At 34.1% G+C, this 16960-nt stretch carries 13 protein-coding genes; 4 read left to right on the top strand and 9 right to left on the bottom strand.

The window, feature by feature from the left end; translation table 11 throughout:
* Positions 1–11 precede the first annotated feature (11 nt).
* A complete protein-coding gene (gene hflX / locus ACPWSR_RS15975; RefSeq protein WP_426349220.1) occupies positions 12–1796 on the bottom strand; it encodes a GTPase HflX in 1785 nt (594 codons plus the stop codon).
* A gap of 274 nt (positions 1797–2070) precedes the next feature.
* Between hflX and hpt the strand changes: the two genes are divergently transcribed.
* Positions 2071–2595 (top strand): hypoxanthine phosphoribosyltransferase, encoded by a 525-nt coding sequence (gene hpt / locus ACPWSR_RS15970; RefSeq protein WP_426349219.1) that lies wholly within the window; start codon positions 2071–2073, stop codon positions 2593–2595.
* A 16-nt stretch (positions 2596–2611) separates the two neighbouring features.
* On the opposite strand, the gene yunB is transcribed toward hpt, so the two are convergent.
* Positions 2612–3253 carry a sporulation protein YunB gene (gene yunB / locus ACPWSR_RS15965; protein WP_426349218.1) on the bottom strand — a complete coding sequence of 214 codons (642 nt, stop codon included), beginning with the start codon at positions 3251–3253 and terminating at the stop codon, positions 2612–2614.
* 129 nt (positions 3254–3382) lie between these two features.
* On the opposite strand from yunB, the gene ACPWSR_RS15960 reads away from it, so the two are divergent.
* Positions 3383–5836, top strand: coding sequence for a transglycosylase domain-containing protein (locus tag ACPWSR_RS15960; RefSeq protein ID WP_426349217.1), 2454 nt, complete (start codon positions 3383–3385; stop codon positions 5834–5836).
* Positions 5837–5868: 32 nt separating this feature from the next.
* Here the strand turns inward: ACPWSR_RS15960 and ACPWSR_RS15955 are convergent, their stop codons facing one another.
* The 5 genes from ACPWSR_RS15955 to surE form a co-directional block, all read right to left on the bottom strand.
* Complete coding sequence (locus tag ACPWSR_RS15955; protein ID WP_426349216.1) at positions 5869–6489, bottom strand: DNA-3-methyladenine glycosylase; 621 nt, start codon at positions 6487–6489, stop codon at positions 5869–5871.
* Between the two features lie 154 nt (positions 6490–6643).
* Positions 6644–7009: a DUF1667 domain-containing protein gene (locus ACPWSR_RS15950; protein WP_426349215.1), complete on the bottom strand. Its 366-nt coding sequence runs from the start codon at positions 7007–7009 to the stop codon at positions 6644–6646.
* 2 nt (positions 7010–7011) lie between these two features.
* Positions 7012–8271 carry an NAD(P)/FAD-dependent oxidoreductase gene (locus tag ACPWSR_RS15945; RefSeq protein ID WP_426349214.1) on the bottom strand — a complete coding sequence of 420 codons (1260 nt, stop codon included), beginning with the start codon at positions 8269–8271 and terminating at the stop codon, positions 7012–7014.
* 12 nt (positions 8272–8283) lie between these two features.
* Positions 8284–9720, bottom strand: coding sequence for an NAD(P)/FAD-dependent oxidoreductase (locus tag ACPWSR_RS15940; RefSeq protein ID WP_426349213.1), 1437 nt, complete (start codon positions 9718–9720; stop codon positions 8284–8286).
* Between the two features lie 166 nt (positions 9721–9886).
* Entirely contained in the window at positions 9887–10639 is a 753-nt protein-coding gene (surE, locus tag ACPWSR_RS15935) for a 5'/3'-nucleotidase SurE (protein WP_426349212.1), read from the bottom strand.
* 172 nt (positions 10640–10811) lie between these two features.
* Here surE and ACPWSR_RS15930 point away from each other — a divergent pair, with 172 nt between their 5' ends.
* Positions 10812–12863: a putative bifunctional diguanylate cyclase/phosphodiesterase gene (locus ACPWSR_RS15930; protein ID WP_426349211.1), complete on the top strand. Its 2052-nt coding sequence runs from the start codon at positions 10812–10814 to the stop codon at positions 12861–12863.
* 55 nt (positions 12864–12918) lie between these two features.
* On the opposite strand, the gene ACPWSR_RS15925 is transcribed toward ACPWSR_RS15930, so the two are convergent.
* Both ACPWSR_RS15925 and ACPWSR_RS15920 read right to left on the bottom strand, forming a co-directional pair.
* Complete coding sequence (locus ACPWSR_RS15925) at positions 12919–15846, bottom strand: insulinase family protein (protein ID WP_426349210.1); 2928 nt, start codon at positions 15844–15846, stop codon at positions 12919–12921.
* A gap of 286 nt (positions 15847–16132) precedes the next feature.
* The gene (locus ACPWSR_RS15920; protein WP_426349209.1) at positions 16133–16432 is read right to left on the bottom strand and encodes a Dabb family protein; all 300 of its coding nucleotides are present in this window, start codon (positions 16430–16432) and stop codon (positions 16133–16135) included.
* A gap of 187 nt (positions 16433–16619) precedes the next feature.
* Between ACPWSR_RS15920 and ACPWSR_RS15915 the strand changes: the two genes are divergently transcribed.
* Positions 16620–16859 (top strand): DUF1292 domain-containing protein, encoded by a 240-nt coding sequence (locus ACPWSR_RS15915; RefSeq protein ID WP_426349208.1) that lies wholly within the window; start codon positions 16620–16622, stop codon positions 16857–16859.
* Positions 16860–16960 lie beyond the last annotated feature (101 nt).

Raw genomic sequence — 16960 nt, 5'->3', positions numbered from 1 at the left:
TTCACACCTACTTATATAATAAACTCTGAATATCTATTGTATATTTCATCCTCAACCTCCGCTTCAATAACCGTCCCATCTTCCCTGTAATCCTCGGATATAACCCTAGAGGTTCTATAAATATGTGAGGCAACAGATTGTTCTGTATATGGAATTAAGAACTTTGCTATCTTAAGCTTTTGAGGCAAATATTCACTGACCATGTTTAAGAGTTTTATTAGATTAATCCTCTCCTTAGCAGAGATTTCAATCAATTCTCTCCCATTAAGCTCACTCTTCAAAATATTTAATGATTCATCATTAACCTTATCAATCTTATTTAAAGCTAATATTGTAGGCTTATTATTAGCCCCAAGTTCGAAGAGCACATTCTCCACAGCATATATTTGATTTAATACCTCCAGAGATGATGCATCTATCACGTGAATCAGTATATCAGAGTATATTACTTCTTCTAAGGTAGACTTAAAAGCTTCAACTAACTCATGAGGTAGCTTCCTAACAAAGCCAACAGTATCAGTTAAAGTAACCACTCTATTATCAGGAAGCTTTATTGCCCTTGTGGTTATGTCTAAAGTGGCAAAAAGCATGTTAGCTTCAAACACCCCTTCTTTTCCTTGTGCCTCTTTTATAGCTGACATTTCTACCAGGGCATTTCTTAAAGTTGATTTCCCTGTATTAGTATATCCTACCAGAGACACCTTAGGTATGTTCTGCTTATTTCTCTTCTCCCTCTGTACTTCCCTAACTTTTTTTATTTTTTCCAGCTCTCGTGATAAATCATAAATTCGTTCTCTAATATGTCTTCTATCAGTTTCAAGCTTCTTCTCACCAGGTCCTCTAGTCCCTATACCTCCACCAGTTCTAGACAATACTGTGCCTAGACCACTTAACCTTGTAAGTCTGTATTTTAATTGCGCAAGCTCAACTTGGATTCTTGACTCTCTACTTTTCGCCCTATTTGCAAATATTTCTAGAATAAGGGTAGTTCTATCTATTATCTTTACCCCAATAGCTTCTTCTAAGTTTCTAACCTGTGAGCCTGTGAGCTCATCATCAAAAACAACCACATTGGCATTATAGGCCTGACGAAGCAGTGCGATTTCTTCTACCTTTCCAGTGCCTATATAATAAGCTGAGTCTATCTTGCTTCTATTTTGAAATACTGAGTGTACTACAGGAAGGTCGCAAGCCCTAGCAAGCTCTGCTAATTCCTCTAAGCTCTCCTCAGTGTCAGAGCCAACAATAATGGCTCTTTCTTTAGTTTCTTCAATAACATTAGTTTCCTTAATTAATGATTCAGCTTCCTTAATTTTATCTTCTATATCTATTTCCAGAGCTTCATCTATGGTTATATTATTTATCGATTCTGTTGTTAATATATCCTCATTAACAGAGCAAAAACCAATGGATATATCCTTTACCCCCCCTTCTTCTACACCCACAGCAGCAATACAATCAAGCTTTAGCTTCATAAGGGCAGAGGTATCTATGGCTGATAGCCTAGAGTTTCCATTGGGATGGGTATGAACTATCCTTATACCAGACAATTTTCTTTCTTTAATATTAATAATAGGAATCTCTACGGTAGAACTATCTCCAACAACAACTGATAAAACCTTACCCTTTCTGTCTATGACAACGCTTATCTCGCGGTTAATTTTTTCCGTAATCTCAGCAATTACTTCTAATGTTTCATTAGTACATAGAGAATATTTTGGAACCTTGATAGAATATAAATCTTCTAATGCTTCTAAATAGGTGTTTCTAATGCCATCTATATTTCCCTGTATCATCATTTCACCTCAATCAATTAATCCTATAGTAATTACAAATTTCTTTAATTTATTTTATCTTATACCTAAGTATAAGTAAACATTCATAACTCTATAAGAATTACAAAATTAATAAGGATAAACCATAAAGTTCACACTTCTGAATAAGATCAATATATAAAGAAAATATTAATATCATTGATATTATTTTGCTTTTTTGATAGAATCTTTTTATATTGACCGTATCTTAATCAGATATTAAGGGTTGAGGTAAATAATCATTTGGAGGAACAGTATGGAAAACAATAAAAGAAATATTCTCATCGATGAAGAAACTATAAAAAATCAAATAAAAAAAGTAGCTGCTGAAATAACTGAGGATTATAAAAACAAAAATCTCTATGTGCTTTCACTTCTCAGAGGAAGCTTTATCTTCACTGCTGATTTAGTTAGGGAAATGGATTTGAAGACAAAGATAGGCTTCATGACTACCTCCAGTTATGGACACAATGAAGAGAGTACTGGTGTTGTTAAGGTGGTTAACGATTTACCTGATGATATAACCGGTTATGATGTTTTAGTTGTGGATGATATTGTTGATTCAGGGATAACAATGAATTTCGTACTGAACTATGTAAAAGAAAAAGGTGCTGAATCCGTTAAGTCCTGTGTCCTTCTCGACAAACCATCAAGAAGAAAGGTTGATCTCAAACCTGATTATTGCTGCTTCGAAATTGAAGATGTATTTGTAGTTGGATATGGTCTCAATTATGGTGATTACTACAGAAATGTTCCATATGTTTTTAACTGGGAAGAATAGCTCCGGAAATCCGGAGCTATTTTAATTCACCCTTTTCTAATTCCAGTACGGTCCTTGGAATTTTACCCACTATTATCGTATCTGTCACTGGTATTTCATAAGAATACTTAACCTCACTATTTTTAAAGGGAATAATTAACTTCATAGTTACTATCATATTAAGAAAAATTCTATGACGGGTCTGATTTATTCCTGCGCTTTCAAAGATAGAATCATAGGATGTGCTTATATATTCAATTGGCTCCATCCTCACTGTAACCTTAGGGCCAAAATTGGCCAAAAGGTTATTTTTACTTATATAGCCTATAGGAAATTTAATCCCTAGGCTTCCTTCTTCTTTAAGCTCCTTTTGAGATTTAAGAGCTATCTCCGCTGCCAATCTATTCATTCTCATGGTATTACTCCTAACTAGAGTTATATACCCTTCTTGATTCTTTTCCACCTTAATCAGATCATTATAATCAAAGCTTTCATTAAATATCAAAAGAGCATTTCTATTAAGGATTTCACTGGCCTTAGCTTTCATCTTACCTTCAGCTACTAGCATTATATTAGGTATTAAAATTACATCTAGTGCATAAATAAATAATGACAGGATTAAAAATAATACTGAGAACCCAAAGAATAGCTTTAGCATTATTTTATCATTTTTCCTCATATACATATTACCTCCATAACTGTAAGTTAATAGTGTATTCATATAATTATTATGCTATAATGAATTGTATTATTTATAATCCTAAATTTCTTTTTTTGTTTCATCATAGACTAATGCAAGGAGGAAAACATGGGAGAGAAGAAAAAGAAAAAAAAGAAAAAGACCAATAAGGTCGGTAAAATCTTTAAAATAATTTCATTAACAATATTATTTTTAGTTTTAACTGCGGGGATAGGCGGGGGTGCTTATATATACGCAGTAATTCAGGGAGCTCCTGAAATCAATGTACAGGATATTCTAGATTTAGATCAGGTATCCATGGTATATGATGATAAGGGAGAATATATGGACAATGTCCCCACGGAGTTTAGAAGATATTCCGTTTCTATCGATAATATACCTAAGCAGCTGCAGGATGCTTTCATAAGCATAGAAGATGAAAGGTTTGAAAGCCATAATGGAATTGACCCTAGAAGAATAGCTGGAGCTATTTATACCGATGTAATTAAAATTCTTAAGGGTGAGAGAGGTTTTCATGGAGCTTCAACTATAACTCAACAGCTCCTTAAAAATACAATTCTAAGCAATGAAGTTAGATTATCTAGAAAAGTAACAGAAATATACCTGGCGATACAGCTAGAGGATAAGCTTACAAAAAATCAGATTTTAGAAGCCTACTTAAATACCATCCCTATTGGCGGTCCTACCTTTGGCGTAGAAGCAGCCGCAGAATATTATTTTAATAAAAGCATATCTGAGCTTACACTAGCTGAATCAGCATATCTAGCTGGTGCTACTCAAGACCCCACTGGCTATAATGCATTTATGGATTCTAATATCCAGGACCCCTCCAGATATATTAATAGAACAAAGACAGTTCTAGGCAAAATGCTGGAGCTTCAAAAAATAAGTAATGAGGATTATAATAATGCCATTGCAGAGATAGATGCCGGAAATCTTCAGGCTACCTTTGCAGAGACCATTCAAATTAGACAGTCTGCAAAAAACAAGCTAAATTTTGAGTGGTTTACAAGACCAGTTATTGATCAGGTAAAGAAAGCCTTGATAGATAGATATAAATACACGGAAGCTGAAGCCACAAACCTCTTAAACAATGGTGGCCTAAAGATATACAGCACCATGAACAGAGAGCTTCAGAACCATACTCAAGATGTAATAAATAATGACCCTAGTTTTAATAGTGTTCCCGGAACCGATGAAAATGGCATACTTAAACTTCAAGCTTCTGCAGTAGTAATGGACTATAAAACCGGCCAGGTAAAAGCAATGGTAGGAGGAAGAGGAGATCAACCAGCCCTATCCTATAACAGAGCCTATGATGAGCATTATAGAAGAGCACCGGGATCAACCCTTAAACCAATTAGTGTTTATGCTCCAGCTATTGATAGTAATACTGCAACGGCAGGTACAGTTATAGAAGATTCTCCGTTGGTAGGTGACCTTCTAAAAGAATACAAAGAACCAGTGAGAAACTCACCAAATGTATATAGCGGTTATATAAACATGAGAGATGCTGTAAGACGATCTGTGAATGTCTATGCTGTTAAGCTTGTATCCCAAATGAGAACTATAAGTACAGATTACACAGAAGCATTTGGTATTGATGTGTCACGAGATAAGGGATTACTTGCACCTCTAGGTTTAGGCCAATTAACTAAAGGCACTACAACCTTTGAGATGGCAACTGCTTATGGAGCCTTTGGTAATAACGGTTTAAAAACTGATCCTGTATTATTCACACGGGTAGAAGATAAAAATGGAAATGTAATATTAGAAAGCTCAATAAATCAAAAACAGGTCATAAAGCCTGAAACAGCCTTTATAGTTTATGATTTACTCAAAGGACCTTTATCCTATACAGCTACTAATGTAAACTTACGCCCCATGCCAGCCGGAGGAAAAACTGGTACTTCCTCGAAAACAAGAGATTTATGGTTTTCAGGCCTAACTCCTCACTATTCAGCCTCTGTATGGGTAGGTAAGGACAAATACGATGGAGAAAATGACACCCTAGAAGGATTGTACTCAAGCAATAAGTCAGCTTCTGTTTGGTCTAAAATCATGAAAAAGGCCAATGAAGGCTTACCAACTACTGATATCACTATGCCTTCTGGAATAGTTAGAGCTTCTGTATGTAGTGTCTCTGGACATCTTCCTACAGAGTTATGTAAGAAAGGTCATGCAGGAAAGACCGCAGTAGTAACAGATTATTTCATAAAGGGTACAGTACCTACTACACTCTGTGATATTCATGTGGAGGAAGAAGTAAATTCAGAAAATAATAAATTAGCTAATGAGAATACTCCTGAAGCTCTAAGAGTTAAGAAGGTATTTATAAAGAGAGATTACAAACCATCAGTAAAGCTATCTGATGAGCAGTATGTAGTTCCTACAGAAAAGGACGATACGCCAGCAGCACCTACTATCCCAGATCCAGTAGCTCCTCCAAAGAATAATGAGGGCGGAAACAATGAAACACCTGGAAATAACCGTCCTGGAAACGGAAATGATGCTGGTAATAACGAAGATAATGGAAATGCACAACCTCAACCTAATCCATAATAGTTATAAAAATAGCGTGCTATAGAAGCGCGCTATTTTTTTGACACAAAAGGATTATCCTTAATATAATATCTCCACAAGAAATCCTTTGCCTCTTCAGCATAATCAATGCCTACTCTTTTAGCTGCAATTATATCTGTCTCTTCTATATTAGGTACATCTAAAAGAAATAACTCCTCTCCTTGCAGTTCAATACCATTTAAAGCTCTAGTAATTCCCATAGCTCTGCAGAGCTTTCCTGGACCGTTAGTTAGGTTAATCCTCTGCCTCTTAGTCAGAAGCTCATAGCTACTTCCAAATCTATTTATAGCCATCTCTTCTAGGCCATTAACCGGCTCTAACCCTCTGATTAACACCGCCTCCGGTACATTTTCCTCAGCACACACTACATTCATACAGTCATACATTCCATAGATGAAATATATATAAGCCCTGCCACCGGGTCCAAACATCACCTCTGTTCTTTTTGTTCTGCGATTGTTATAGGAATGAGCAGCTTTATCTGAAGGACCTTTATAGGCTTCAGTTTCTACTATCCTCCCCCAGAGCTCTACACCCTTTTCTATATTCTTATGAACAATAATTTTTCCTAAGAGTTCCTTTGCCACCACTAAGGAACTTCTACTATAAAAGTCTTCCCTAAGCTTTTTCATAATAATACCTCTATGTATTTTTTATTTTCAATCTGAAGCTCAAGCTATAATTATTATTTGATATAATTATTATTATAATCATAAACTTAATTATTCTCTACAGGCTCAAAAAAACAAGCCTTAAATATTTAAGGCTTGTTTAAATAATACTTTTCTATTGAATATTTATATCCCTTGTGGCAACAATATCCACACCAGTTCCTGCGAAGTTTTTAATAACTACATCCCCTATTTTCACCGGTGCCGTAAGCTCTATCCCTTTTAGAGCTTTAATGCAATCCTTTATTAATCCCTTAGGAATGTCCCCATTAGTTTTAACAGGAACCATGGATATCTCTCCATTTAATACAGGTATTATGCTGGTAACAATTCTTGTAGGATTTGTACATTCTTTACTTCCATATTCTATCCCTCTTTTGCAGCCATAGCCCGTTACTATTGGATCCTTCCCTTTGTCTAAAGTGACTTCAAGATTACATCCTATAGGACATCTTATACATACTAATTGTCTAACTTCCATAGCTATTTCACCTCTAATCCGATAGTAATTTTTTCAATAGTCATATCTTCAGGGAGCTTATTCTTTTTAATGGTTATTTCCTCCATCTCTCCTGGTGCCATAACTCTTTTCTTAATGTGATATATTTCTTTATCGTTTATTCTCAGATTTACATAGGCATCTCTATAGGTGTTATCTACTCTGAATCTTATTAAAATATCCTCTTGAAGGTTATCCCTATCAATATAGTAAGGAACAGTATACCTTACTCCCTTTTCTGTTTCTATTTTAAGCTTATTTTCTCTGTTCTCACTACCTTTAATATAAGCAGCAGCATTTTTCCCTGAAACAGCAGCCTCCTGTGACACATAATCTACTAAATCATGAACATGAAGAACATTACCACAGGCAAATATACCATCGATGTTTGTTGATAGGTTCTGGCTCACCTTAGGTCCACCGGTAATGGGGTTTAAATCTATACCAGCCTTTCCTGAAATATCATTTTCAGGTATAAGCCCTACAGACAATAATAAGGTATCACACTCAATATACTGTTCAGTACCAGGTATAGGATTTCTTTTTTCATCCACAGCTTGAATGGTAACTCCCTCAACTCTATTCTTCCCTCTAATCTCTGTTACTGTATGGCTTAAAAGAAGAGGTATATCATAGTCATCAAGACATTGAACTATATTCCTTTTCAGCCCACCTGAATAAGGCATTAATTCTACTACTGCTTTAACCTCAGTACCTTCAAAGGTCATCCTTCTAGCCATAATAAGGCCGATGTCTCCTGAACCAAGAATTACAACCTTTTTACCAGGCATAAAGCCTTCTATGTTAACGAACCTCTGAGCAGTACCAGCAGTGTAAACTCCCGTGCATCTTGTACCAGGAATGCTTAGTGCTCCTCTAGGTCTTTCTCTACAACCCATAGCCAGTATTATTGATTTAGCCTGGATATTCATTAAGCCTTCACTTTCATTTATAGCAACAATTTCTTTATTCTCATTTATATCTATCACCATAGTGTTTAGCTTATGATCAATATTAAGCTCCTTAAGCTTTTTTATATATCTATCAGCATATTCAGGGCCAGTTAACTCTTCCTTAAAAGTATGAAGACCAAAGCCATTATGAATACATTGATTAAGTATACCTCCTAAAAATTTGTCTCTTTCAATAACCAGTATGCTATTAATACCTTCTTCCTTAGCACTGATAGCTGCTGCCAATCCTGCAGGGCCTCCCCCTATTACAACTAAATCATAATTAATCATAGTAAGCCTCCATTAAATATTTTCTTTATTGATACCTGTTAGGATGTATGATTCCTCTCCAAATTTAGTCACCTCTAAAGGCGAAATATTTAGCTCTCTAGAAAGTATATCTACCAGCTTAGGAGTACAAAAACCAGCCTGACATCTTCCCATACCTGCTCTAGTTCTGATCTTAACTCCATCTAAGGTTCTAGCACCTAAAGGTCTTCTAATAGCATCAATAATTTCCGCTTCAGTAACCATCTCACAGCGGCAGATTATATTGCCGTATTTAGGATTAACTTCAATTACTCTTTTTTTCTCATCATTAGCCAATGCACTAAATTTTTTAATTCCTTTTCTTTTTTCCTTATAATTTTCTTTTATCTCTGGATTTAGTTTTTCTACTACCATATCCTTTAACATTTTCCCAATAGCAGGTGAGGCAGTTAACCCTGGAGACTCAATACCTGCTGCATTGATAAATCCTGGCGCTCCAGGAGCTTCCTCTATAATAAAGTCCCCGGAATTACCAACGGCTCTTAAGCCACTGAAGGACGTAATCACCATATTCATAGGTAGCTTTTTAACACTTAAAGCCGCTCTCTCTGCTATATCCTTAAGTCCTTCTCTAGTAGTAGACAAATCTTCCTTGTCCTCTATATCTAAAGCATTTGGTCCAACTAAAAGATTGCCGTGAATTGTAGGTGTCACCAGTACTCCCTTACCAAGCTTTGTGGGTAATTGGAAAATAGTATTATGAACCATATTACCAGCAACCTTGTCAAACAATAAATATTCGCCTTTTCTAGGATGAACTTTGATTTTCTTTTCACTGATAATGTTGCTTAAATCATCTGTATAAACACCTGATGCATTTATTACCATCTTTGCTTTTATCTCTTCATTACCATCTGTTAGAAGAAAAATATCATTTTCCTTCTTAATATCTATTACCTTATAATTAAATTTAAAATCTACCCCATTAATGAAAGCACTTTCTGCGAAGGCTAAATTCATCCCAAATGGACATACAATTCCACCAGTAGGAGCGTGTAAAACTGCTACCACTTCCTGAGATAAAGTAGGTTCTATCTCCCTAGCTTCATCTCCTGATAATATTTTTAAATCTTCAACGCCATTTTCTCTACCCTGGTCATATAATTTTTTGAGGTTATCAATATCCCCATTATCAAAACATAGAACCATAGAGCCGTTCTGATCAAAATCAAAGTCTAGGTCCTCTGAAAGCTTTTTCATCATTTTATTGCCCTCTACATTGAGCTTAGCTTTAAGTGTGCCGACTTTAGCATCAAAGCCTGCATGTATTATCGCACTGTTAGCCTTAGAGGTTCCCATATTTACGTCGGAGTGTTTTTCTACAACACAAATATTTAATTTGTACTTAGCTAATTCTCTTGCCGCTGCTGTACCTATAACTCCTGCACCTATAATAACAACATCATACATATATAATTCCTCCTTAATAGGAAAATAAAAAAAGCCCCACTATAAGCAATGCTTAAGTGATGGCTCTCTTATACTCGCCTGAATCATCTTTGATTTTATTATAACACAATTACGAGATATTTGACAATATATTTACACTAATAATAATTTATATACAATTAAAAATCTAAAACCATTTCTTAATTTCTATGATAGAGTTAAAATTCGTTAAATCATACTGCAAGGGGCTTATTGTTATGTAGCCATCCTTTAAGTAAAAGGTATCGGTATCTTCATGAGTGATATCTATATTTTCATCTCTAAGTTCATAAACGATCCCGTCTTCACCTTGCTTTATAGGTACATAGGAATTAGTGTAAGATTTCACTCCTACCTTACAAACCTTAATTCCATTAAAAGTGTCGTTATTAGCTATAGGAAAGTTTACATTAAGAACCATACCCTTTTCTAATCCTCTGTCAATTACCTCTTCAACAATTCTCTTTCCATGTATGGATGACAAGCTAAAACTTCCTGAATCCTCATTAACCTCCTGAGATAAGGCTATGGCTGGTAAACCGTGCATTGAGCCTTCGATAGCCGCAGAAACCGTCCCTGAATATAATATATCTGTTCCTGAGTTCAGTCCATAATTTATACCAGATACAACCACATCTACCCTTCCATCTACGAGCTTATCCATAGCTACCCTTACACAATCCGCCGGAGTTCCGTCAATACTATAGATTTTCCCACTTATACCTTCTATTTTTTCTTCTCTCACTAAAAGAGGCTGTTTTAGACTTATACTATGGCTCGAGGCGCTTTTCTGACTTTTAGGTGCTGCAATTATGATTTCATGGTCCTTCTGCATTTCTTTTGCTATAGCTATTATTCCAGCTGCATTGAATCCGTCGTCGTTGGTTAGTAGTATCCTCATAAATTACCTCCTTCATTAAAGTATCACGGTAAATTTCTGATAATATATTCTATTCTAACATAAATTTCTTAAAAAAAACAAATATTATAGATTTATTTATTTATAATATATTCCAATTATCCCTAGAATTTGATATTATTTTATATAAAGAAAAAACTTTTGTGAGGCATATATGGTGAAATTTTTACACAATCGCAATCCTAAGAAGAAAAACGTTAAAGCAACAACTCTTACAACCTTTTATATTATTTTTAGTATGCTATGGTTTTTAATTTCTAATCACTTAATGGGCGAAAATTCTCTTTATGGTAATTCACAGTTACTCATTAAGTATTTTAACACAGCTTCATTTACTCTTGTCACGGCTCTAACCTTCTATACAGCAATTTCAAAGATGGAAAATTATCTACATTTGAGCATCAATAGGTTAAAGCTATCTAATGAGAATTTAAGGAGCGCTAAAGAGAGATTACATATTCAATTAGAAGAAATTAATATGAAGGAAGAAGCACTAAGAACCAGTGAGGAGCGTTACCGTTTAGCCTCTGATGGTTCTAAGGATGGGATATGGGATTTAGATCTAATAGGTGAGGAGCTCTATATTTCAAGAATCTTCACAGAGCTTCTGGGCATTAAGAAAGTCGACCCAAAAAGCAATTTCAAATGCTGGTATTTGTTTATCCACAAAGAGGAAAGAGCCTTTGTAAGAGAAACTCTTAATAACTATCTAGAGGGTAAAATTGAAACATTATCTGTGGAATGTAGAGTAAGAAAAAATCCCAATGAATATATTTGGATATTGCTAAGAGGTAAAGGGATATGGAATGAAACAGGAATACCTGTAAGGATAGCAGGCTCAATAACTGATATAACCGAAAGAAAGCTCAGCGAACAAAAAATTTATAATTTGGCCTATTATGATAATATAACTGGTTTACCTAGCAGAACATATCTAATAGAAAGCTTACACACTCTAACAGAGGAGTCTTTTAAGAAGGATAGAAACTTTGTAGTTTTCTTTATTGATCTCGATAATTTCAAGCAAGTAAATGATACTCTTGGTCATGATTTAGGTGACTTGATGATGAAAAACCTCGCTAAACATTTACAGGAGGTCTTTGACAAATCTCTTTGTTCCAGATTTGGAGGAGATGAATTTATAGTTATTCGAGAATTTAATTCAGAAACTGATAATATATCAGAGATAAGTAAGAATATCGTAAAATCCTTTAACAAACCTTGGGTAATAAATAATCATGAGTTTTATATGTCAGTGAGTATTGGAGTTTCTATATTTCCTATACATGGAACAGAGCCTACTGATTTAATAAAGAATGCAGATTTAGCTATGTATACCGCTAAATCCCTAGGAAAGAATACCTACGCTATCTATAATCCTATGATGAGAAGCAACCTATTAGATAGCCTCCATTGGGAGAAGGATATTATAAAAGGAATGGAACAGGATGAATTTATTGTTTATTATCAGCCTCAGATCTCTGTTGATAATGAAGCTTGTATCGGAGCTGAAGCTCTTGTTAGATGGAAGCATAAAGAAAAAGGATTTATACCACCAAACGAATTCATCCCTACAGCAGAAGAATCTGGCCTAATTATAAAATTAGGAGAAATTATTATAGAAAAAGCGCTTAAACAACTAAGATATTGGAGCGATAATTTCATAAATGTCGTACCTATTTCCATTAACTTGTCTCCACTACAATTTCAACAGCAAAATTTCATACAATTTATAGATCAGACTCTTCACAAATATAATATCTCTCCTTCAATGATAAGCTTTGAAATAACTGAATCTACGGCTTTAAAAGATATAAATCAAACCATAGAAACCATTAGAATACTAGATAAAATGGGAATAAAAGTAGCATTAGATGACTTTGGAACTGGCTACTCCTCCTTAACATATCTAAAACAGCTTCCCATCAGCCATCTAAAAATCGATAAGAGCTTTATTAAAGATATACATGTAGACGTTAGAGAAGCATCTATAGTTTTAAGCATAATTACCTTAGCTCATGATTTATCTATAAAGGTTATAGCTGAAGGAGTAGAAAATATCGAGCAATATGTTATTTTGAAAGATTTCGCCTGTGACGAAATACAAGGCTTTTATTTTGGAAGGCCAATGGATCCCGAAGGCTTTGTAAAATATATAATGGAAGACAACACTAGTAGAGGTAGGGTTATGGAACAAAAGCTTTAACAATAAAAAAATGAGTGCTGTACATATATTTCTATATACAGCACTCATTTTTATATTAATCAGTTGTTTTAAAAACCTTTTTTATTTCTTTAAATAAACCCTTATTGTCATTGATCTTTTTATTATTTCCAAGTACACAGATATAATCTTCTTCCATTCCTTTACTGAACATTTTACTATATTCCTTTATTATATCCACGGACAGATTTAAGATTTCATCTCTCTCCTTCTGAAGCTGCTCATAGGTTATACCCGCCAAATATCTCATGTACGAAATCTCACCTATCATTGATGGAGTTAGCGGGAAATCCAACCTGCTAACAGTACCAAGTATATATTTAGTTAGTTCCCTCTCACTTAAATCTAGATTAGTTAGATAATCTCCAATGGAATTATATGCTTCTAAGGTTTCTACTAGCTTTGGATCTCTGTAGGAGGATATATATACATTCCCATCCTTCAATATATTAACGCTTACCCCATAAGCACCACCAATAACTCTAACCTTATTCCAGAGATAATCTAAGGTTAGTATATTTTCAATAACTCTAAAGGCACCACTGTAGTTATATCCTAATGCTTTATAATTAAAGCCCTTAGCTACGTACTGTATCTTCGCCTCTGTAGTTAAGCCTTCATTATCAGCCTCTGGACTAAACTTATAATCATAAGTAGTTATCTCTTCTTTAGTTAATTCATTATTTAAGCTCTTAGCCATAGATTTAATAGCATCGTAGCTCTCAGCTTCAGCAGTGAAACTTATGATTAGTGAATTAAGATTAAATATCTTAGCTTTTATATCCTTAAGCTTAGATACAATATCAGAATATCTTTCTTGATAGTTCTCCTCTAGATCACAGATAAATTTATAGTAGCTATATCCTCTAATCCTTTCGTCAAAGACTCCTTTTGAAGTAAGATAGGATAAAACCTTTAATGAAGCTATGGCATTACCGCTATTATAAATGGTACTTTCCAGCCTAGATTTTTCTTCCCTGATTATATTTAGTATTCTATCCTTCTCAGTAAAAATGGTATTATTAATTATTTCCAATATCAATTCCGTAAGCTTTGGAAGCTTCTCTATAAGTGCCTTTCCTTTGATTACAAATAAAGGATTAAAGCTTGAGTGGTCGTTCTTTTCTACTGTGCTGGATACTGAGAAACTAATACCACCAGTATTGATATTTATCATATTCACAATCTCTTCATAGCCATAATTTTCTGTGCTTATTTTGCTGAATAGACTTCCTAGAAGCCTAGTGTACTGAATTAACTCCTCAGGTATGTGCTTAGTGTTGAATAGCAGGTTTATATACCCAATTTTATTAGTAAATACATTGCTATACAATACTTTAATTTTTTCCTCTTCTTTAACCTCCATGGGAAGCATCTCAGCTTCTGGGCTTACATCCTGAAGCTCCAGCATTGGAATAGTCTTTAATACCTCTTCACTATCCAGAGACTCCTGCCTTATTCTCAACTGTTTCGTATTTTTAATTATATTTTGTGTTTCTTCAGGACTTAGGCTTTCCTTATACTTCCGGAGCTTTTCCTCTAAAGCATGGTTATTTGAGGCTCCTAAGCCTGGCTCTGGCTTCAATATCACTAAGGAGCAATGGTTATTATTAAGTATATATTTTTCTATTAGCTTCTCAAAATAATCCGTATTAAGTGCAGACTTTATTTTATTTAGGCTATCTTCATACTCTAGCGAAGCGATAGGTGCCCCCCCATGAAGCCAAGTTTCCATTGCAGACATATAATATATAATTCCCTTAGGATATCCTCTAAAATCGCTTTCTCTTAGGAGGAACTCTTGGTAATTAATGCTGCCCTCTATGATTTCTTTAGGTATTCCTTTATCAATCAATTCTCTTAAGGTTGCATAAAATACCTTTTTAAATTTCTCCTGTTTATTTTCATCAGAATTTTTAACTACCACAGAAAAAATCGGCGTTTTGCTACTGCTATCGAAATCCCCTATTACCGTTTTACCTAAATCAGCCTCTATTAACGCTTTTTTTAGAGGTGCAGCAGGATTTTGAAGGAGTAAATATGTTAAAATTTGAAACGCAAGAGTTAGCTCTGTATCAAGAGCAGTTCCTATTGCAAAATTTAAGCTGAGATAAGTTTTTTCTTCTATACTCTCTTCTTCATCAATGGTATAAGGTATTTTATACTCCTTGAGCTCTTTAAAAGGACTCTGTTCTGGAATATCTAATGCAGGTTCAGCCTTTGAATACTTAGAGATATATTCATCTATAACTTTTAGCTCCTCCTGGAGATTACCATTGCCATATAAGTAAATGAATGAATTTGATGGATGATAGTATTTTTTGTGGAAAGCTAAAAACTCCTCATAAGACAGCTCTGGAATTTCATCTGGGTCTCCCCCTGAATCAACCCCATAGGTGGTATCCGGCAGCAGAGAGCTTGGTATATATCTATAAAGTAATGAATCAGGAGAAGAATATACTCCCTTCATTTCGTTATAAACAACTCCATTTATAGTAAGCTGATCCTCTGGGCTATTCAGTTCATAGTGCCAGCCCTCCTGCATAAATATCAGTGGTTCACTATATATAAGAGGATTAAAAACAGCATCTAAGTACACATCCATCAAATTGTGAAAGTCCTTTGTATTTCTGCTAGCCACGGGATATATAGTCTTATCTGCAAAGGTCATGGCATTTAAAAAAGTGTTTAAAGAACCCTTTAATAGTTCCACAAAAGGTTCTTTACTTCTATATTTTTCAGAACCACATAACACTGAATGCTCTATTATATGCGCAACCCCTGTGCTATTTTCTGGAGGGGTTTTAAAACCTATAGTAAAAACCTTGTTATCATCAGAGTTTTCAAGCTTTAAAAGTCTGGCTCCAGTCTTTTCGTGAATAAATATTAAAGCATTAGATTTTATTTCTTTCACTTCATGCTTTTCCACTAGTTTAAAGCCAAAGCTATTATAATCTTTTTCCATTTTACTTCTCCTTCCTTTTTCATGAAAATAAATTAATTATTATTATATATTACTTTTCTATTATTTTCCTCATCTTCTTCAAAAAGCTCATTATTATACTTCCAAAGTTTACTCTCTTTAATACATACCTATTATATTAGGCTAAAAACCTTCTACAAATAAAAGCTCCTTTAAGTTACTATAAGCTCTTAAATTATTCAGATTTTAATATATGGATAATCAATGAGCTGTTACAAAAAAAGCATAAATAGAATGTATACCTATATATGCTTTAAGAATGTTATATTTATTTATAGTCTACAACTATCCTAGCTTCGCTCACCTGGCCGATATATGAAGCTACATTTCTGTGAGCTTCATGATTCTGATATGCAGTAAGCGCTTCTTGGGAAGTAAATTCTGAATATAAAACCAAATCATATGCAGCAGGACTTTCTAGTATATTTACACCTACCTCAATCTTAAGTATATCAGCAATAATAGCCTTTAGAGCTTCTAATTCATTTTTAATCTTTATACAGATTTCTTCTTTATTTAAACCATTATGATTATCTTTAATCTTCCACATAACTATATGCTTAACCATAACAACACTCCTCATTGTATTTAATTAATGTAATATTATCATATAATAATATCTATTTTTAATAAAGGAATTTTTCTTCGCATAGTATATATTTTTCTTTTGCTATTAATCATGGCCAATAGGCTCCAAGGTATTAAAGGAATAATAATGCATATAATACATCTATAAATAGGAAAGGAGAATTATTATGACCATAAATTCCATTATGAGCTTTAAAAATGAAGATGGTAAGAGTGTTAAATATAAAATATTAGATGAGTTAATAGTTAACAAAGCAGGATACTTGCTTATGGCTCCCGTAGAAGCCCTTAATGAAGTTGACGTATATAAGCTAAAATTTGACAAACATATGAATGAACAGCTTTTACTTGTAGAAAACGAAAATGAAATAACTGCTGTTAAAAAAGCCTCCCACATAAGCTTTTAAAAAAGCCCCCTACTTACAGGGGTTTTTTTTAATTTTCCTCTATCAACTACTTGTATTATTTTTATTTATATAATATAATATTCTTCGTCAGTAATATAATA

The organism is Alloiococcus sp. CFN-8 (assembly GCF_049943125.1).
In the GTDB taxonomy this organism is placed as follows: Bacteria; Bacillota; Clostridia; order Clostridiales; family Clostridiaceae; genus JAEXZL01.
This window is presented reverse-complemented; position numbering and strand designations above follow the sequence as displayed.